A 19245-nucleotide genomic window follows, 5' to 3' on the forward strand; every position below is an offset into this window, starting at 1 on the left:
TCGACGCTACAGGGCGGTTCAGTGAGGGACGCGCAGCGATATCGCCATGGCCTCGAGCGCGAGCAGCGGCGCGACGTTGAGGCCGATCCGCTCGCGGGCGGTGCCGATCGCGTCCATCGCCGAGAGCAGCTGCTCGGGCCGCATCGACCGGGCGAGCGCCTGTACCGCCGACAGGTTGTCCTGGTTGACCAGGCCGAGGCTGGCCCCGCTGTGCAGCACCAGCGCATCTCGGTAGATCGACAGCAGGTCGACCAGCGAGCGGTCGAGCACGTCACGGGAGTGCCGGGTCGCGCGCGCCTTCTGCTCGCGCTCGAGCGCGGCGAGCTGGCTGCGGATGTGCGGTGGCTGGGTGCGCGCCGACGGGTCGACGCCGAGCACCTCCATCAGCTTGGTCTTCTCCGCGGCGTCACGCTCGGTGGCCGCGGCCGACGACTCCTCGTCGGCGATCGACACCAGGTCGGCGGCGGCACCGATGGCGTCGCCGACGCCGTGGATGCGGCCCGCCAGCCCGACCACGTCGCGCCGGCGGATCCGCGCCCCCTCGTCCCGCGCCAGCCGACGCGCGAGGCCGACGTGGCTCTGTGCCGCCCGCGCGGCATACATGGCCATCGGCATCTCGATGCCGTCGCGCCGGTGGAGCAGCTCGGCGACGGCTTCCGCGGGGGGCGTGCGCAGCCGCACGTGGCGCGAGCGCGAGCGCAAGGTGATGACGACGTCCTCGACCGACGGGGCGCACAGCACCCAGACGGTGCGGGCGACGGGCTCCTCGATCGCCTTGAGCAGGGCGTCGGCCGCGCGCTCGGTGAGGCGGTCGGCGTCCTCGACGATGATGACCCGCCACGGCCCGACCGAGGGACGCAGCGCCGACATCTGCGCGAGCTCACGCGCCTGCTCGACCTTGATCGACAGGCCCTCGGTGGCGATGACGTCGACGTCGGCGTGGCTGCCGTCGAGGGCGGTGCGGCACTCACGGCACTCACCACAGCCGTGCTGCGGGCACTCGAGGGCCGCCGCGAACGCCCGCGCCGCCACCGAACGGCCCGACCCGGGCGGCCCGGTGAACAGCCACGCGTGCGTCATCGCACCGGGCACGGTCACCGCCCGCTGCAGGGTCGCGACCGCGGGCTCCTGCCCGATGACGTCGCGCCAGACCGTCACGACAGCACCCCCATCACCCGCAGCCGCTCGACCACCCGGTCGTGGATCTGGTCGGGTGCCAGCGCGCCGTCGACGACGAGGTAGCGCTCCGGGCTGCCCTGCGCCATGGCGAGGTAGTGGGCGCGGATGGCCTCGTGGAAGTCGTCCTGCTCGGCCTCGAGCCGGTCGTGGACCGCACCGCGTCGCCGGCGTCCCTCGGCCGCGGTCACGTCGACGACGACGGTCAGGTCGGGCACGAGGTCGTCGACGGCCCACATGTTGAGGTCGTGGATCTCGCGGGCGCCGAGGTCGCGGCCGGCGCCCTGGTAGGCGACGGCGGAGTCGGTGTATCTGTCGGTGATCACGACGTCACCGGCCGCGAGCGCCGGCCCGATCACCTGCTCGACGTGGTGGGCCTTGTCGGCGGCGAAGAGCAGCGCCTCGGCGCGCGGTGCGACGTGGTCGCCGTGGAGCACGAGGTCGCGGATCTGCTGGCCGAGCGGGGTGCCGCCGGGCTGGCGCGTGAGGAGGACCGTGCGGCCCGACTTCTCGAGCGCGTCGCGCAGCAGCCCCACCTGGGTGGACTTGCCGGCACCGTCGCCGCCCTCGAAGGCGATGAAGAGTCCGTCGGTCACGTCGCGAGCCTAGGCCAGCGCCGTGACAGCCCACAGCGGGCGGTATGCCGCGTGGCCGGGCCGGCCACGCGGCATACCGTCCGCGCTGGTGTGGTCGTGCGTCAGCGGGTGACGCGGCGGCGGGCGACGTGGGCCGCCGCACCGAGGACGAGCAGGCCGGCCGCGAGGGCCGCCATCGGGCCGTTGTCGGAACCGGTGTTGGCCAGGACGGGCGTGGTGGAAGCCGGCGGCGCGGTGGCGGTGCCGGGGGCGACGGCCGCAGGCAGGACCGTGAACTCGGCGAACCCGAACGCGGTCGGGAACTCGTCGGTGTTGCTGCCGTCGAGGACGTCGAGGCTCCCGACACCACACAGGACGAAGGCGGCGGCCTTGCCGGGCTCGACCCCCGTGCGCGGCACGGTGCCCGTGTAGCGGACGGTGCCATCGGCGGCCGGGGTGACGGTCTCGGCCAGGAACGGCTCGTCAGCGTCCTCGGTGCCGGCGGCCACGACCGCGACCTCGGTGCCGGCGGGGCACTGGCCGGTGATGGTGAGCTGCTCGCCCAGACGCACCTTCGACGGCGACACCGTCACGTCGATGATCGGGCTGTCGAAGGTGATGACGTAGATGTCCGTGGACGCGCTGCCCGTGGGGCGCTGGTCGGCGTAGGCGAAGCAGTCGACGGTCACGGTGGCGTCGCCGTCCCCGGCGTCGGAGATGTCGAGCTCCGCCGACCAGGTGCCGTCGGCCGCGACGTCAACGGCGTCCGTGGCCACCACGTCGCCGCCCTGCTTCACCGTGACGGTGGCGGAGGAGTCGGCCCTGACCGGGCAGGTGCCCGACGCCATGAGCGGGTCCTCGGAGAAGACCACGCCCTCGTCGGCCGGGTCGGACTCGACGGTGATCGTGGCCCCGTCGGCTGCCTGGGCAGCTCCCGCGGTGAACAGGATCCCTCCCAGCGCGACGACGGCAGCAGCGGCGCCGAGGCGCAGGCGGAATGACGGCATGGAGACCTCGCAAGTGTGTGGTGGACCCTTCGAGGCCGAAGACTAGGGGGACAAAAGGTTCCGCGGGGGCGAATCACGCGACGGTTGTGGACGAGGTCTGCGGTTGTGCCCGAAGGGACTACGCGCGGCAGGAGTCGCTGGTCAGCGGCTCGAGGGTGGCGCGGGTCTGGTCGGTGGGAAAGGCGAACGGGACCGCGGTGGACGTGTAGCGCGCGGGGACGGTGACGGCGCGGCGGGCGCCGACCGCGTCGGACAAGGCGTGGCCGAACCGGGCCAGTCCCACTGGGCCGAGGTCGTCGCCGCGCCGCACCCTCGGGCCGGCGTCCCATGCGACCCGCTGGATCGTCACGGGGTCGTCGAGGGCGGCGGCCACCTGTCCGAGCACCTGCTCGGCGTGGTCGCTGCGCGAGGGGTCGGCCGCTGGGTCCGGTACCCACCGGCCGTCGACCAGCTGCTCGGGGTGACGCGAGCGGACCCACGCCAGGGCTTCGCGGCCGTCGAGGCGCTGCTCCCCGGGCGTCGGCAGGTCCAGCCTGGCCCTGCCGTCGCGCAGCGGGCGGTCGATGCGGATCGTGACGCCGCCGACCGCATCGACCGCCGACACCAGGGCATCCATGTCGGCGACGACCACGTGGTCGACCCCGATCCCGAGGTCCTGGCACAGGGAGTCGACCATCGCCTGCGGGCCGTCCTGCAGGGCGAGGCCCAGCCGGTGGGGGCGGTTGCGTTCGGTGCCGACATAGAGGTCGCGCGGCACGGAGTAGAGGGTGGTGCGGCCGCGCCCGTCCTTGCGCAGCAGCAGGACCAGGTCGGCGCGCTCCCCCTTGCTCTGGGCGCGGTCGGCATACAGGTCCTTGCTGGAGGTGGAGAGCCGGTCGCGGGAGTCGGAGCCGAGGACCAGCCACGTCGTCCCGCCGTCGGAGCCAGGCGTGCGGACCGCGACCTGAGGCATGCGCCCGACCACGACCGCTGCGTCCACCGCCCCGGCCACGACGACCAGCGCCACCACGCCGAGCGCGGTGAGGGTGGCGCGTCGGGCGCGCGAGTGGGCGCGCGGCTGGGCACGCGGGCGGCGGGGCATGGGTGAGAGTGTGGCGCAGGTGGCGAGCGCAGGTGGCGTCTTCGCACTGCAACCGAAAGGTTGCATTCTTGCGGGCACTCTGCAACCATCTGGTTGCATGGAGAACATCGAACGCAGCGTCGACATCAAGGCCACCCCGACCGCCGTGTGGGCGATCATCAGCGAGCCGGGCTGGTGGGTGAACAAGGGCGAGGAGCTGCGCCCGCACCGCATCGAACCCACCGACCACGGCACCGTTCGCGTCCACGACGACGAGACGGGCACCTTCGAGATCGAGGTGGTCGAGCAGGACGAGCCGAGGTATGCCGCGTACCGCTGGCACCCGACGTCATCCGACGACCCGGCGACCCTCACCGAGTTCTGGCTCGAGCCCCATGACGGCGGCGTCACCCTGCGGGTGGTCGAGTCCGACTTCGCCGACCTGCCCGCGGACAAGCTCGCCGACTTCCTGCGCAACAACTCCCACGGCTGGGAGCAGGAGCTCGGGCTGGCCAAGGCCCGGGCCGAGTCGTGAGCCGCCGCGACGGCGACGTCGTCGAGGTCTTCGCGGCCCTGGGCGACCGCACCCGTCAGGACCTGCTGGACCTGCTCGCGCGGGGCCAGGGCTCGAGCTCGGCCGCGCTCGCCGAGCCACTCGGTGTCACGCGGCAGGCGGTCGAGAAGCACCTGCGGCTGCTCGAACAGGTCGGGCTCGTGACCGCCCGCCGCGACGGTCGCCGGGTCGCGTGGGCCGTGCGGCCCGAGACGGTGCGCCGGTCGGCGCAATGGCTCGAGGCGCGCAGCGCCGAGTGGGAACGCCAGCTGGCGCTGGTCAAGGCGGCGGCCGAGAAGGCGGACGGCGCGTGACGCGCGAAAGGTGACCACGCGGCATACCGAGGCTTGGTATGCCGCGTGGTCACCTTGGTGACGTCAGTTTCCTTGTGCCGCAGCGCGACTGCTCCTTCGCGGCCCGTCACTATCGTCGGTCCGGTCCTCGCTTCGCTGCGATCCTCCCCCGCCGTGACGGTCCGCGTTGGCGTGGATCGCGTCCCGGACATACTGCGCCAGCCCCGGCTCCTGGTCGTCGTAGGACTTCGTGAACCGCGGATCGGCGATGTACATGTCGCCGAGGTTGCGGTGGAACTCGTGGTCCAACGAGTAGAACCGGTCGTGGATGTGGCGACGGTGCGCCTCCGCGGCATCCATCGCCCCGGGCGAGTCGGCCGGCAGACCGGCCCGTTTGGCCGCGACGAACGCCTCGTTCACCGCGTCGGTCTCGGCCTTGACCGCGGCCCAGTCCTCCTTGGTGTACTGGCTGGTGCGCTGCTGCGACTGCTTCCACGCATCCGTGTCGCCCCAACGCTGTTCGGCCTCGGCGGCGTACTCGTCGGAGTAGCTCTCGCCGAACAGCTCCTTCTGCTCTTCCTTGGTCAGCTTCATGCCTGACCCCTCCTTCTCCAGTGCTCGGTCGATGGCGTCGACGAGCTCGCGCATCTCGTCCAGCCGGTGCATGACCGCCGCGCGTTGGCGGCGCAGGTGCTGTGCAACGTTCTCGGGCTGGTCGAGCAGGAGACGGATCTCCTCCAGGGCGAACCCGAGCCGCCGGTAGACCACGACGTGCTGCAGGCGCGTCAGGTCGTCCTCGGTGTAGAGCCGGTAGCCGGCGGCCGAGCGTTCGCTCGGCACGACCAGCCCGATCTCGTCGTAGTGGTGCAACGTGCGCACCGTGACGTCGAGCTGGTCGGCCACCTGTCCCACGGTGAGCAGCAGCTGCTGCGCCTTTGCGGTCATGGCAACCACTGTGACGGCTCACGCGGCGTGAGGGTCAAGTTCCTTTGCGGTGTCATCGTGGACGACCTCGTCACCGCGCAGGAGCCAGCCGGTCAGGAGCGCCATGGCGAGCATGACGACGCCGGCGAGGACCTCGGTGACGCGCATGCCGGACAGGTATGCCGTCCGGCCGGCATCGAGGACCGCGTTGCCGAGGGTGCCCGGCAGGTGGGTGGCGGCGACGAGGGCTCCGGCCAGGCTGTCGTGGGCCTGGGCGCTTGCGCTCGGGTTGAGCCCGGGTGGCAGGAGGTCACCGACCCGCGAGCGGTAGCCGGCGGCGAGCACGCTGCCGAGGATGGCGATGCCGAGTGCTCCCCCGAACTCGCTCGTGGTCTCGAACAGGCCGCTCACCGCGCCGGCGCGCTCCGCCGGCGCGACGCCCAGGACGTAGTCGGTCACCAGGGTCAGGATCGCGACGGTGCCGCTGGCGACGACACCCGCGCCGACCAGGACCACCCACAGGGAGCTGCCGCGCGAGACGGTCGCGAGAACCGCGAATCCGGCTGCGGCCAGGGCGAATCCGAGCGCCATGACCTTGGCGCGCCCGACCTTGCCGGACAGTGCTGCCGCGGTGGGCGCCGCCAAGCCGACTGCAACCGATGGCACGAGCCCCCACAGGGCGGCCCGGAGCGGGCTCATGCCGAGGACGCTCTGGAGGTACTGGGTGAGGACGACTGCGTTGCCCATGACGCCGAAGGTGCCAGCGATGTTCACGGCCACCGCCCCGCCGACGCGTCGGTCGCGGAACAGGGTCGGCTCGACCATGGGGTGTGCTGCGCGGCGCTGACGGATGACGAACAGCGCGCCGACGACGATGCCGACGATCCCGAGGACGGTCGCGCGGGCCGACCAGCCGTCGGCGGCGGTGGACTTCACGGCATAGATGAAGGGCAGGACTGCACCGAGCGAGAGGACGACGCTGGGCAGGTCGAGCGGGCGCCGCTCGGTGGCTCGCGATTCCGGGAGCAGGACGGGGCCGAGGACGAGCAGCAGCACCATGGCGGGCACGTTGACGAGGAAGACCGAGCCCCACCAGAAGTGCTCGAGCAGGACGCCGCCGAGCACTGGGCCCAGGCCGACGCCCGCTGTCAGGACCGCACTCCAGACGGCAACCGCCTTGGTGCGGTCCGCCTCGTGCGGGAAGAGGTTGCGCACCAGGGCGAGGGTCGAGGGCATGAGGGTCGCTCCCCCGATACCGAGCAGGGCGCGGGCACCGATGAGCACGACGGCCGAGGAGGCGTATGCCGCGGCGAGCGACGCGGCGGAGAAGGTCGCCGCTCCGAGCAGGAGGAGTCGGCGCCGCCCGATCCGGTCGCCGATCGCGCCCATCGTGAGGAGCAGGCCGGCGAGCACGAAGCCGTAGACGTCGAAGATCCAGAGCATCTGGGTCGCCGACGGGTCGAGCTCGCGGGCGATGAACGGGACCGCGAAGAAGAGGACCGAGACGTCCATCGACGCGATGAGGAGCGGGAGGCACAGGACCGCGAGGGCGATCCACTGTCGGCGACCCGCTCGAGCAGGTGAGCTGTTGGTGGTGCTGATGGTGGTGTCAGTCATGGTGGCCTCACTGTGTATGTCGCATACTGTGAATGCGATACACGGAAAGGTAGACCGTAAATGTGTATCTGGCAAGCAGTTATTGGGTAGGGTTCTCGACATGGCCCCGACCACGCCTCCCGTGCCGCTCCCGCGCTACCTGCAGCTGATGTGGGGCGTCGAGACGGGTGGACGCCGTGGCCCCAAGCCGGGGCGGACGATCCAGGACATCGGCGCGGCTGCGGTCGCGGTCGCCGACCGCGACGGGCTCGCGGGGGTGTCGATGAAGTCGGTGGCCGCGGAGCTGGGGCTGACCACGATGTCGCTCTACCGCTACGTCGACTCCAAGGACGAGCTGTACGCGGTCATGCTCGACACGGCATACGGGCGACCGGACCCGGGGCTCACGACCCGCGGGAGCTGGCGCACCCGGCTCGAGCGGTGGGCACGCGCGATCGCGGCGGTGCGACTTGAACACCCGTGGACCGTCACCGTCCCTCTCGGTGAGCCACCGGCCACCCCCAACACGGCGCGGTGGACGGAGGCGGGGCTGGGTTCCTTCACAGGGACCAAACTCGATGCCCAGCAACGCTTTTCGTCACTGCTGCTGATCGACGGTTTTGTCCAGCAGCACATTCGGCAGTCGTTGACGCTGGGGTTCCTCGGTGAGGGCGGGCAGACGCTGGCCGGGTCGGACTCCTACCCGGAGAACCTCTACTCGGTGGCGGATCCGAAGGAGTTCCCGCTGCTGCTCGCCGGCGCCGGGGAGGCCCTTGCCGACGAAGCGCCCGACGACGACTTCTTCGCCACCGAGCTCGACTTCGGCATCCGGACGATCCTGGATGGCATTGCCGTGCAGGTCGAGGCTGCCTCGCGCTGAGTGCTCGCGGGGCCCGCGGTTAGCGGGCCTTTGCGCCCGCGCTCTTCTTGCTTGTGCGCTTGGCGGCGGGTTTCACCGTGCGGCGCATGACGCAGTTCTTCAGCCCTTTGGGACGGATGTAGTCGAAGCCGAGGCGTTCGTACATTCGGCGGGTGCCGTTGTAGAGGAAGGACGCCGACATCTTCTTGCCGGGGTCGACTTCGTGCGGGTAGCTCTCGACGACTCCGCCACCGGCCTGCGCGATGAGGTCGATGGCGCCTTGGGCCGCGGCCTCGGCCAAGCCGTTTCGGCGGTATCGGCGGTCGACGAAGATGCAGGTGATCCGGTAGTCGGGGATGAGGTCGGCCTCGGCCTCGTACTGCTTTCGGTGGTGGATGCCGGGGAGCTCTTCGGGGGTTCCGTACTCGGCCCAGGCAATGGCCTCGTCCGTGCCGGTGCTCGAGTCGATGACGAGTGCTGCGTGGGCGATGCCGTCGCGGACCCACTGTTCCTTGAGTGCGCGGTTGCCTTCGGAGGTCTGGCCGCGCTCGGCGCAGTCGGGGTGGAACCACGTGCACCAGCAGCCGCTGAAGATGCCGTTGTGTCGTCCAGCCAGTCCCTCGAACAGCTCCCACGTGTCCGGGGTGAGGGCCCTGATCTCGTACCCGTCGTTGGCGCTCATGGAGGTCACGCTACGACCGATAGCGGACGATCTGCGTCCGCGAGAGGAGACTTCCAGCCCGGTGGGCGGTGGCAGTGCGGGGCTGCGGGCGACTTAGAAGGGTGGTGGGTCGTCGGCGTTGGGCCGGTGGCGGGTGGGGCGGTGGCTGGCGAGGTGGGTGGCGTATTCGTCGGTGAGGTCGACGGTCCACAGGCTGCCGGGGGTGATCAGTTGGCCGATGGGTTTGCCGTACTCGTCGCAGATGTTGCGGTGTTGGGGGCCGAAGCGTTCGCGGTGGTCGGTGAGGTACTCGAGGTGTTCGTCGAGCAGTGAGGGGAGCTCGACCGGGCGGTCTGTTGCAGCGCCGGTGTCGTCAGCGAGGGGTCGGCCGGTGGGGTCGAGCCAGGGTTCGGGGTCGGGGTCCAGGTGGTTGACCGGGTGGGTGGTTCGGGTGCGGCCGGTGGGGTCGGTCCATTCGACGACGGCGCCGGGGAGCATGCGTACGGACCAGCGGCGGAGTTGTTTGGTGCGGTGGTGTCGTCGGCACAGGCAGATCAGGTTGCTCACCCGGGTCAGGGTGGTGCCTTCACGCCAGGGGGTGATGTGGTCCAAGTCGCAGAACGTGGCGGCGACGGTGCATCCGGGGAACCGGCAGTGCCCGTCCCTGGCTTTGACGGTGCGGATCATGGCTTCGGTGGGTCGGTACCCGATCACGACCGGTTCCGGCACCGCGCACCGCCGCACCACCGCATCGGCCAGGACCGCTTCGGTGTCCCGGGCATCGTTCGTGTCACTCGAGTCGTTGACCTTGTGCGTGTTGGTCGGTGTGATGGTCCAGCTGCTGACCGGGGTGGAGGTGTAGGCGCCGGTCGACTCGTCGCAGGGCAGGATGTCGATCCGCACCCGCCGAGGAGCCAGCGCCGGCAGCGCCACCGGTCGACCATCTCTTGTCGTGGTTGCGCGGGTTGCATCGGCGGCACGCAGCTTCTTCCTCTTGCGGCCTTTGCCTTTGCCCTTGCGGTTGTCGTTGCCGAAGCCGATGGTGTTGTCTCTATTGGCTTGTGCGCCGGGTATCCGAGCGCCGGGCGTCCGGTCGTCGGGTTCGGTGAGGGCTGAGGGCCCTGTGACTGTGGGTGGCCTGGCTGCGGTGCAGGCTTGGCCGATGCCGGTGTCCCGCAGCACTTGCCGCACCCACGCGTCGAGGTCGGCCGTGACAACCGCCGCGTCCTCTGCGCCGGTCGCAACTGGTGATGCATCCGTGTGTCCGACTCGCTCGTTCGCGTGGGCACCGGAAGTACCGGTCAAGCGAGCCTGTCGGGTCTTGGGCGGGTCTTGCGGCTGTCTCGCGGACGGTTCGGTGACGTTTGCCAGCGCACCATGGAGCCGGGACTCGGGCACGGCGACTTGGATGACGTACTCGGCGCGGGTGTTGCCGTCGATGAACGCGAGCATCGCGTCCGCCCGCGCCTGCTCAATGCACGTGTTGTGTCCGGCGCGCACGTACTCGCGGGCGAGGGTGTCGATCGCGGACCACGCCTTCTGCGACTGCTCCACCGGCAACGACGCGACCCAGGTGTCGACCCCGGGCCCGTCACCGGGCCAGCGCTGCAGCGACCGCTCCTTACGCGCTTGGGCGGCTTTCTGCCGCAGGAACTCGGCCGCGACCTGTCCCAGGACGCGGCGCACGCGTTGCCGCAACCGCCCACCCGTCTCCTTGCCGAGGTGGGGTTCGATCTTGGCCAGCACCGCCTCAACGGCGTCGTCGGGGGCATCGGCCAGTTCGTGTTCGATGATGCTGGCCCGGTACGGGTCGATCCGTCCCTGACCCATCGCTTCGAGCACGCACGGGTACCGCCCCGCCAGCTGGGCTGCGACCCCGACCCTGGTCTCCGCACCACGGGCGGTCACGCCCAGCTCGTCGCTGACGAGGGCGGCGGCGTCCATGCGGTGGTGGCCGTACCCGCGGAACTGCTCGACGACCTCACCGGTGCCCGGGTCGACGACGTCCTCGATCGCGGACACGTTCGCGATCGCCACCGTCTGCACGGCCTGCACCATGCTGACCAGGCGCTGGGTGTCACCGACGAGCTGGACGAAGTCGTCGATCGACTCACGTCGTGGGGCATCCGCCAGACGGGCAGCGTCAGCGCTCACCGTCCGCAACAGCCCCACGATATCGATCATGTGTTCGATTGTACTCGGATTCACCGACAGCGACAAGAACTTGTCCACACCGAATCCTGTGTATTTCCAAGAGAATTCGTTCACAAGCCCGGCAGCCGCCGAAGGCCGCGCAAGGCCCTTCGACGAACGCACGCCACGGCACCCAAGCCGGCCGCGTCACGAGTAGAAGGGGCACGGACCAGCAACAGCAGCGCGCACGATCTGCCGGTCCTTCCCAGCGCCTTTTCAGCCCAACCACACCCCAAGGTGCGCCGCGCCGAGACCCGGCCACGCGGCATACCTGCGCCTGAGACCGGAGCAAGGCCCAAGGCGACCCCGCGAACAATGCCCAGTCGGCCAACGACCACCGCTGAGAGACGCCGGCGCCGCCCAAGTCACCGGCAGCCAGGCCCAACGTCCCAGCCCCTGAAACCGCACCGAGACTTCAGGTGAGCCGCAATCCACGCCCGGCCAGCCGATGCCGCGAGCAGGAGTCACCCACGCGGCATACCAAGGGGCACAACGATACCCACGCGCAAGTCGACGCCGACCTCAGTCGCTGCGCGCCCCTTGCCGACGCTTGCGCAGCCACGCGTTGATGCCGTTGCGCGCGGTGCCCCAGATGCCGTGACGGAAGGCGAGCACGATGACGACGAAGATGGCGCCGGTGATGATTCCGGTGCCGTTGAACCCGGACGACGCGAGCTGGTCCTCGAGCGAGACGACCAGTGCCGCACCGAGTACCGGCCCCCACAGGGTGCCGATGCCACCGAGCACGGTGATGAGCACGACCTTGCCCGACGTGGTCCAGATGAGCTCCTGCAACGACGCGAACCCGTGGCTCACCGCGAACACCCCACCGGCGAGCCCGGCGAGCCCGGCCGACAGCACGAACGCCATGATCTTGTAGCGCTCCACGTCATAGCCAAGCGCCCGAGCACGTGCCGGGTTATCCCGGATCGCCACCAGCACCCGACCGAATGGCGAGTTCACCGTCCGCCAGGCGATGAAGACACCGATGAGGATGATCGGCAGGGCCGCGTAGTAGAAGTAGAACGAGTCGGAGTTGACCAGGTCGGTGAGACCACCGAGGTTCTTGGGGATCCCTTGGAGCCCGTTCTCGCCACCGGTGACGCTGCGCCACTGGTTGGCGATGAAGTAGATCATCTGCGCGAATGCCAGTGTCACCATTGCGAAGTAGATGCCGGTGCGACGCACGGACAGATAACCGATGGGCACCGCGAGCAGCATGGCGACCACGGCGCCACCGAGGATGGCGACGGGGAACGGCAGCCCGGAGTTGATCGCGATGAGACCGGTCGTGTACGCCGACGTCCCCCAGAAGGCGGCGTGGCCGAACGACAGCAACCCGGTGTACCCCAGCAGCAGGTCGACCGAGATCGCGAACAGCGCCCATGCGGCGATGTCCATGGCGACAGGGGGATAGACGAACCACGGCAACGCCAGGGTCACGATGAGCCCGACGACCAGCATCGCCCACCGCACGACGGGACGACGACCCACGGCGGACGGCTCGGTGGGCAGCTCGACGTCGACCCGTTGTTCCAGCTGGGCGCTCATGCCGCTTCCTCCCGTCCGAACAAACCTGCGGGCCGGAACAGGATCACCAGCGCCATCAAGACGAAGATGAGGACCTGGCTGAACTGCCCCACATAACCCTGCCCGTACGCCTCGACCAGCCCCACGAGGAAGCCGGCGACGACCGCACCGAGGATCGACCCGAGACCGCCGATCACGACGATGGCGAACAGGATGATGACGAAGAACGACCCCATGTCGGCGTTGACCGACCGGGTCGGCGCCGCCAGCACACCGGCCAACCCGGCCAGGGCGATCCCGAACCCGAACACCGGTGTCACCCAGCGAGCGACGTTGATGCCCAACGCCCGTGACCGCTCGGCGTCCTCGGTCGAGGCGCGGACGATCATCCCGACTCGCGTCTTGGTCAGCACCAGCCACACCACCACACACACCAGCACGGAGAACGCGGCCGCGAAGATCTGGTAGACGGACAGCTCCACCGACCCGAGGGACACCCGTCCGCCGAGTCCGGCCGGCACCGGGTAGGCCAACGACGACACGCCATACTGCCGCTTGACCAGGTCGACGGTGAACAGCGTCAGCCCGAACGTCAGCAGGAAGTTGTACAGCGGGTCGAGCTTGAGCAGCCACTGCACGAGCAACCGCTCCATCAGCACCCCGATGAGGAACATGACCAGAGGCACCACCACGAGCGCCACCCAGAACGTCATTCCGGTGTCCCGCAACAGGATTGCGGCGATCATGGCGCCGAGCATGTAGCACGCGCCGTGACTGAAGTTGACCACTCCGAGGACGCCGAAGATCACGGCGAGGCCGAGGGCGGCCAGGGCGTAGAACCCGCCGGCCGCCAGCCCCTGGAGCGTGTACTGGATGAATGCGGTCAGGGCTCAGCCCTCACATCTTGCAGTCAGGCGACGGCGGTGCGTACGCCTCGCTCGCCGGGACGGTCTTGAGGACCTCTTCGTAGTCCCACTCCTCCTTGACCTGGTCCTTGCTCTTGACCTTGACCTGGTAGACGTCGTGGGTGACGTTGTGGTCGGCCGCGCGGACCTCGCCGTTGCGCAGGAAGACGTCGTTGATCTTCTTGCCCTCCAGCTGCTTCACGACGGCGTCCGCATCGTCGGTGCCGGCAGCCTGCACGGCCTCGAGGTAGTTGAACGCCGCCGAGTAGTTGCCGGCGTGCGCGAACGACGGCCGGGTGTTCGTCTTCTCCTTGAACTTGTCGGCCCACGCGCGGTTCTGGTCGTCGAAGTTCCAGTACCACGCGTCGGTGAAGACGGTGTTCTTGAACGCCTCGACGCCGAGGCTGTGGATGTCGGTGATGAACATCAGGCCGACGGCCAGCCGTGCCTTGTCGGCCATCCCGGCCTGGTTGTACTGCTTGACGAAGTTGATGAGGTCACCACCGGCCGCCATGATGCCGACGACGTCGGGGTTGGTGGAGCCGGCCTTGGTGATGAACGTCGCGAAGTTGTCGTTGGGGAACGGGGTCGCGATCTTCTGCTGCACCGTGCCGCCGGCCTTCTCGACGGCGGCGCTGAACGACTTGGTCATGTCCTGCCCGAATGCGTAGTCGGGGTAGACGATCGACCAGTTCTTCCCGCCGTCAGCGACGAGCGCGCCACCGGTGCCGGCCGCGAGCATGCCGGTGTCGTAGGCCCAGTGGAACGTGTACTTGTTGCACTGCGCGCCGGTCAGAGCGGTGGTGCCGGCACCGATGTCGATGAAGAGCTTCTTCTTGGCTTTTGCTTGTGTCGCAACGGCAAGCGCAGCCGACGAGGTCGGCACGTCGAGGATGATGTCGGCCTTCTGGCGGTCGTACATCTCCTGCGCCTTGGTGTTGGCGATGTCCGGCTTGTTCTGGTGGTCGGCGGTGATGATCTCGATGTTCTTGGCGACGGCCTTGTCGCCGTACTTGGCCTTGTAGTCGTCGACCGCCATCTGGATCGCGACCTTGGAGTTGGGGCCGGACAGGTCCTTGTAGACGCCCGACTGGTCGTTGAGCAGGCCGAGGACGACCTTGTCGTCGCTGATCTTGCCGCCGCCGGAGCTGGGCCCGCCGGACCCGCACGCTGCGAGCACGAGACTGCCTGCGACGGCAGAGGCCGCGAGGGCCAGGGACTTGTTTCGGTGCATGTCCACTCCTGGTTGGGGATGCGTTCTTTGGCAGGTATGCCGCGTGGCTGGGTCTGTGCGGCCGGCCGGTCGGCGCCCGGTCGGCGTTGGTCCGTTACATGCCGAGGTACTCCAGCAGCTCGGTGGTGCGTTCCTGGAACGAGTCGTTGTCGAGGGACTCGACCACCCGCCCCTGGGCGAGGAGGTAGTGCCGGTCGGCGACGGTGGAGGCGAACTTCACGTTCTGCTCGACGAGCAGCACGGACACGCCCTGGTCCTTGATCTGGCGGATGATCTCGCCGATGCGCTGCACGATGACGGGGGCGAGGCCCTCGGACGGCTCGTCGAGCAGCAGCAGCCGTGACCCCATGCGCAGGACGCGGGCGATGGCCAGCATCTGCTGCTCTCCACCGGAGAGCTTGGTGCCGGGGAAGTCCCGGCGTTCGTGCAGCACCGGAAACTGCTCGTAGACCTGCTCGACACTCCACGCATCCGACCCGGTGACCGGTGGCAGCTGGAGGTTCTCGGCGACCGAGAGGGTGGAGTAGATGCCACGGTCGTCGGGCACCCAGCCGATGCCGGCGCGGGCCCGCTTATCGGGGGACGCCTTGCCCAGGTCGGTGCCGTCCCACGAGACGCTGCCCTGGACCTGCCGGTGCAGGCCCATGACCGAACGCAGCAGCGTCGTCTTGCCCGCGCCGTTGCGGCCCACGAGGGTGACGACCTCGCCCGGGGCCACGGTCAGGTCGACGTCGGACAGGACGCGGGCCTCGCCGTACCAGGCCGACAGCCCGGACAGCTCCAGCGTGGAACCCGTTGCAGCAGTGCGCTTCTCGGTCATCGTGATCATCCCGCCTGTCCGAGGTAGGCGGTGACGACCCGCTCGTCGGTGCGCACCTGGTCGTAGGTGCCCTGCGCGAGGACCTTGCCCGACTGGAGCACGGTGACGGTGTCGGCGAGCGACCCGACCACGTGCATGTTGTGGTCGACGAAGACGACGGTGCGTCCGGCGGACACCTTCTTGACGAGGGCGATGGTGCGGTCGACGTCCTCGAGCCCCATGCCTGCCGTGGGCTCGTCGAGCAGCAGCAGCTTGGGGTCGAGGGCCAACGCCAGCGCCAGCTCGAGGGCGCGCTTCTGCCCGTAGGCGAGCGACCCGGCATACGCACCGGCTCGGTCGGCCAGGCCGACCTCACCGAGCAGCGCCATCGCGCGCTCACGGAAGCGACGCATCTGCCCGGCCGAACGCCAGAACCGGTAGCCGAGTCCGGTGGGTGAGGCGAGCGCGAGCTCGACGTGGTCGACGACGCTCATCTGGTCGAACAGGCTGGTGATCTGGAACGAGCGCGCGACGCCCAGGTGGGCGATCTGCTCGGGCTGCTGGCCGGTGATGTCGCGGCCGTCGAAGCGGATCGTGCCCGACGTGGGGGTGAGAAACCCGGTGAGCAGGTTGAACAGGGTGGTCTTGCCGGCGCCGTTCGGGCCGACGAGCGCGTGGACCGTGCCCTGCTCGACGGCCAGGTCGACCTCACTGACGGCCCGGAAGCCGCGGAACTCCTTGGTGAGGGCGCTGGTCTCCAGCAGCGGGGACACGCGTGCGTCCGGCACCGGCACCTCCTCGTGCGGCAGGGCGACGAGCAGGGGGTCCCGTCGCGGTTCTGCGCAACCCTAGGCCCGCCGGGTGGTGGGCGCACATGGAACGAGCACCCACACCCTGCGCAAGTTAGATGTCTGAGGACTACATGCTCTGGGCAGCCATCCGGGGCCCTAGAGGTACGGCGCCCAGCCACTGCTCACGGTGACCGCCGGGGCGAAGGTGCCGTTGCCGCGACCCTTGTAGATGCGCAGCTTGCCGTCCATCGTGATGGCGCCGAGGTCGCCGCGGCCATCGCCCGACAGGTCCCGCGCGTAGAAGAGGCCGCCCAGGCCGCCCCACCCGGCCGACACCTTGCGGCGGGTGGAGAAGGTGCCCTTGCCGGTGCCCGGGTAGATCCACAGCACCCCTGCGGCGTCCACCGCGAACAGGTCACTGCGGCGGTCGCCGGTCACGTCCCCGCTGGCGAAGACCGACTGCATGGTCTGCCACCCACGCCCGACGAACACGCCCTTGGAGTACGACGCCTCGGTGGAGGTGGACCGGTAGAGGTAGAGGCTGCCGGTCGAGGTCACGGCGACGACGTCGGCGCGTCCGTCACCGGTGAAGTCCGCGCTGCCGTCGATGAAGCGGGTCGGCCACGCGCCCTGGGGACGCACCCCGACGCCGAAGGTCGACCGGCCGGTGCGCTCGACCACGACGCCTTCGAGGCCGTTGTCCCAGGAGCGCTGGGCGAGGAAGGAGGTCTTTCCGAAGTACTTGTACCCGGGGTACACCCGGTAACCGGCACCGTACTCCGAGACCCTGGTGTACGGCGCGAACGTCATCGCACCCTTGCCGCGGTACAGCCGCTCCTCGCGGTTCGGCAGCTGTGCGAACAGGTCCATCTTCCGGTCACCGTTGACGTCACCGGCGGCGAACACGTTGCCGGAGATGAGGGGGGTCGCGGATGCGCTCCTGCCCGGCCCCGGACCCACGCGGCTCTGGGCGACCACGGTGAAGGTGTATGGCGTGGCGTTCTTGAGCCCGGTGACGACGACCGAGCGGTCCGCAGACCCGATGCCGGGTATGTCGATGACGCGCCCGCCCGGGTTCACCGTGACCTTGTACCCGGTGATTCCCGGCGCCTCGTTGGTCCCTACGGACCAGGAGACGACCGCGGACTGCGGACGTGACCGGGCGACGACCGTGGGCGCATTCGGGGTGACGGTCAGGTCCAGCGCGGCGAGGTCGAGGGTATGCCGTCCGCTCACCTGCGTGCCGTAGATGCGGATCGTGCCGTCGCGCCAGTACTGCGCCTCGACGCCCTGCCCGTCCATCACACTGACCTTCTCCGCGGTCAGCTGCCCGGGCCACCCGCCGTCGCTCAGCCGCGCGGAGAACGACCCCGCCAGCGGAAGCGTCGACGCGCCCAGGTCAGGGCCCCAGGAGTTGTCGGTGCGGGAGTAGCTGATCGCGACTGACTCGAGGCCAGCGGCGTCGTCCTCCACGGCATACGACGTCTTGATCAGCTCTGCGGCGCGCAGGGTCTGCCGGTCCACGGAGATGGACTTCAGCACCGGCGGGGTCGCGGCCGTCGCCGGAGCGGCGGCGACGAGGCCGGTGAGCAGGGCAGCGGCAAGTGTCGCTGCCAGCGCGCGCAGACGTGACATGGTTCCCCCAGTGTGCGGATGTTGAGCGCACCCTAGGCCCTGGAGGCCCGGTCGCGCGCGCGATCGGGGAAGAACCGCCCGAACGGCTCAGTGCCAGCGCTGCGGGTCGACCCCACCCGGCACGTCAGCCTCCGGGTCGTACGGCGTACGGGTGAACCTGAACGACCCGAGGTCGAGGTGGCTGACGCTGCTATCGGGTCGGCGAACGACCTGCAGCGGCTCACCCTCGTGGTAGCCGTCGAGCCCGACCCAGCCGTCGCCCTCCGGCCGGAACCGGGACCCGCGCGCCGTGCCCGGCTCGCCGAGGACGAGGTGCCCTTCGGGCGCCAGTCGCAGCCGGTATGCCGTGGTGCCCCAGTACCAGTCCCCCACCAGTTCCAGTGTGGTCGCCTGCTCGGCATCCGGGACCCAGGGTTTGGGCCGCACCGGCTCGTGCTCGCGCAGGATGGTGAGCAGCTCGGACGACAGGTTGGGCGACATGCCGGAGGTCGCGTTCGCGAAGACCACGACGCCGTCACCGGTCTCCCGGTCCACCCGCAGCCCGGCGAGGAAGCCGGGCATCGAGCCGCCGTGGCCGGCATACCGGCGCCCGTCGAGGTTCCACACCTGCCAGCCGAGGCCGTGCGCGGACGTCCACGCCTGGCCGGGACTGTCGTTGACCGCGATGGGCAGGAGCATCTCCTCCAGGGTCGCGGCGTCGAGCAGCCCCTCGGTGCGGCCCCCGAGGAACGCCGCCCAGCGGGTGAGGTCCTCCACCGTGGACCACAGTTGTCCTGCCGGAGCCATCGACACCGCGTCGTGCTCCGGCTCGACGTGGAGCAGGTCGGCGAGCGGGTGCACGCCCCACCCTGCCGCAGCCGGTGGCACCGGGCGCGGCGTCGTGCGCGACATGCCCAGCGGCACAAGGAGACTCGTCCGCACCGCCTCGTGCCACGGCACGCCGCGCAGCCGGGCTACGACCTCGCCCAGTACGGCATACCCGACGTTGGAGTAGTGGAACCGCGCTCCGGGACGGAACCGCAGCTCCGGCCGGCTCGCGAGCAGGCTCTCCCAGTCGCCGCCCTCGACGCGTTCCCACCACGGCCCCGATGTCTCGGCTGGCAGACCTGAGGTGTGTGAAAGCAGCTGTGCCGCAGTGCAGTTCGCGAATGAGGCACCCGAAGTGTCAGGCAGCACCGAAGACACCGGGTCATTCAGGGCGAAGGCACCCTCGTCCCGTAGCCGCATCACCTCGACCGCCACGAACGTCTTGGTGATCGAGCCGATCCGGTACTGCGTGCCTGCGTCCACCGCCTCCCCGTCAGCCCGACCGGTCGTGGTGCCGACCGCATCGGACCACACCAGCTCACCGTCGCGCACCAACCCGGCGGCAACGGACGGAAGTCGTTGTCCCGCTTGCTCCTTCGCCAGTCGCAGACCGAGCCGGTCCACGACGTCCGGGCGCAGCGGCATAC

18 protein-coding genes are annotated in these 19245 nt (G+C 69.8%); 3 read left to right on the top strand and 15 right to left on the bottom strand.

Features of this window, described 5'->3' with window-relative positions:
- Positions 1-18 precede the first annotated feature (18 nt).
- From HJG52_RS13775 to HJG52_RS13790, 4 genes are all read right to left on the bottom strand, one after another.
- On the bottom strand, positions 19-1158 hold the full coding sequence (locus HJG52_RS13775; RefSeq protein ID WP_171244206.1) for a DNA polymerase III subunit delta': 1140 nt from the start codon (positions 1156-1158) through the stop codon (positions 19-21).
- Complete coding sequence (gene tmk / locus HJG52_RS13780; RefSeq protein ID WP_171244207.1) at positions 1155-1772, bottom strand: dTMP kinase; 618 nt, start codon at positions 1770-1772, stop codon at positions 1155-1157. The genes HJG52_RS13775 and tmk overlap by 4 nt, the downstream gene beginning before the upstream one ends.
- A gap of 101 nt (positions 1773-1873) precedes the next feature.
- Positions 1874-2758 (bottom strand): LPXTG cell wall anchor domain-containing protein, encoded by an 885-nt coding sequence (locus tag HJG52_RS13785; RefSeq protein WP_171244208.1) that lies wholly within the window; start codon positions 2756-2758, stop codon positions 1874-1876.
- Between the two features lie 118 nt (positions 2759-2876).
- On the bottom strand, positions 2877-3839 hold the full coding sequence (locus HJG52_RS13790) for an LCP family protein (protein ID WP_171244209.1): 963 nt from the start codon (positions 3837-3839) through the stop codon (positions 2877-2879).
- Positions 3840-3936: 97 nt separating this feature from the next.
- Here HJG52_RS13790 and HJG52_RS13795 point away from each other — a divergent pair, with 97 nt between their 5' ends.
- The gene (locus HJG52_RS13795; RefSeq protein WP_171244210.1) at positions 3937-4353 is read left to right on the top strand and encodes an SRPBCC domain-containing protein; all 417 of its coding nucleotides are present in this window, start codon (positions 3937-3939) and stop codon (positions 4351-4353) included.
- The gene (locus tag HJG52_RS13800; protein ID WP_171244211.1) at positions 4350-4685 is read left to right on the top strand and encodes a metalloregulator ArsR/SmtB family transcription factor; all 336 of its coding nucleotides are present in this window, start codon (positions 4350-4352) and stop codon (positions 4683-4685) included. The genes HJG52_RS13795 and HJG52_RS13800 overlap by 4 nt, the downstream gene beginning before the upstream one ends.
- Positions 4686-4748: 63 nt before the next feature.
- Here the strand turns inward: HJG52_RS13800 and HJG52_RS13805 are convergent, their stop codons facing one another.
- Positions 4749-5609: a MerR family transcriptional regulator gene (locus HJG52_RS13805; RefSeq protein ID WP_171244212.1), complete on the bottom strand. Its 861-nt coding sequence runs from the start codon at positions 5607-5609 to the stop codon at positions 4749-4751.
- A gap of 18 nt (positions 5610-5627) precedes the next feature.
- Positions 5628-7205 (bottom strand): MFS transporter, encoded by a 1578-nt coding sequence (locus HJG52_RS13810; protein WP_171244213.1) that lies wholly within the window; start codon positions 7203-7205, stop codon positions 5628-5630.
- Between the two features lie 100 nt (positions 7206-7305).
- Between HJG52_RS13810 and HJG52_RS13815 the strand changes: the two genes are divergently transcribed.
- Positions 7306-8064 (top strand): TetR/AcrR family transcriptional regulator, encoded by a 759-nt coding sequence (locus HJG52_RS13815; RefSeq protein ID WP_171244214.1) that lies wholly within the window; start codon positions 7306-7308, stop codon positions 8062-8064.
- 19 nt (positions 8065-8083) lie between these two features.
- On the opposite strand, the gene HJG52_RS13820 is transcribed toward HJG52_RS13815, so the two are convergent.
- The 9 genes from HJG52_RS13820 to HJG52_RS13860 all read right to left on the bottom strand — a co-directional run bounded on the left by HJG52_RS13820 (position 8084) and on the right by HJG52_RS13860 (position 19243).
- Positions 8084-8725: a GNAT family protein gene (locus HJG52_RS13820; RefSeq protein ID WP_171244215.1), complete on the bottom strand. Its 642-nt coding sequence runs from the start codon at positions 8723-8725 to the stop codon at positions 8084-8086.
- A gap of 93 nt (positions 8726-8818) precedes the next feature.
- Positions 8819-10888 carry an HNH endonuclease signature motif containing protein gene (locus tag HJG52_RS13825; RefSeq protein ID WP_171244216.1) on the bottom strand — a complete coding sequence of 690 codons (2070 nt, stop codon included), beginning with the start codon at positions 10886-10888 and terminating at the stop codon, positions 8819-8821.
- Between the two features lie 531 nt (positions 10889-11419).
- Positions 11420-12448, bottom strand: a complete 1029-nt coding sequence (locus HJG52_RS13830) for a branched-chain amino acid ABC transporter permease (RefSeq protein WP_171244217.1) — start codon at positions 12446-12448, stop codon at positions 11420-11422.
- Positions 12445-13314, bottom strand: coding sequence for a branched-chain amino acid ABC transporter permease (locus HJG52_RS13835; RefSeq protein ID WP_171244546.1), 870 nt, complete (start codon positions 13312-13314; stop codon positions 12445-12447). Before HJG52_RS13835 ends, HJG52_RS13830 begins: the two co-directional genes overlap by 4 nt.
- 10 nt (positions 13315-13324) lie before the next feature.
- Entirely contained in the window at positions 13325-14566 is a 1242-nt protein-coding gene (locus HJG52_RS13840; protein ID WP_171244218.1) for an ABC transporter substrate-binding protein, read from the bottom strand.
- Between the two features lie 94 nt (positions 14567-14660).
- On the bottom strand, positions 14661-15386 hold the full coding sequence (locus tag HJG52_RS13845) for an ABC transporter ATP-binding protein (RefSeq protein WP_171244219.1): 726 nt from the start codon (positions 15384-15386) through the stop codon (positions 14661-14663).
- A gap of 5 nt (positions 15387-15391) precedes the next feature.
- A complete protein-coding gene (locus tag HJG52_RS13850) occupies positions 15392-16153 on the bottom strand; it encodes an ABC transporter ATP-binding protein (protein WP_346767748.1) in 762 nt (253 codons plus the stop codon).
- 159 nt (positions 16154-16312) lie between these two features.
- Positions 16313-17791 (bottom strand): FG-GAP-like repeat-containing protein, encoded by a 1479-nt coding sequence (locus HJG52_RS13855; RefSeq protein WP_171244220.1) that lies wholly within the window; start codon positions 17789-17791, stop codon positions 16313-16315.
- Positions 17792-17878: 87 nt separating this feature from the next.
- A complete protein-coding gene (locus tag HJG52_RS13860; protein ID WP_171244221.1) occupies positions 17879-19243 on the bottom strand; it encodes a serine hydrolase domain-containing protein in 1365 nt (454 codons plus the stop codon).
- Positions 19244-19245: the final 2 nt, after the last annotated feature.

It is taken from the genome of Knoellia koreensis (assembly GCF_013041615.1).
Classification (GTDB): domain Bacteria; phylum Actinomycetota; class Actinomycetes; order Actinomycetales; family Dermatophilaceae; genus Pedococcus; species Pedococcus koreensis.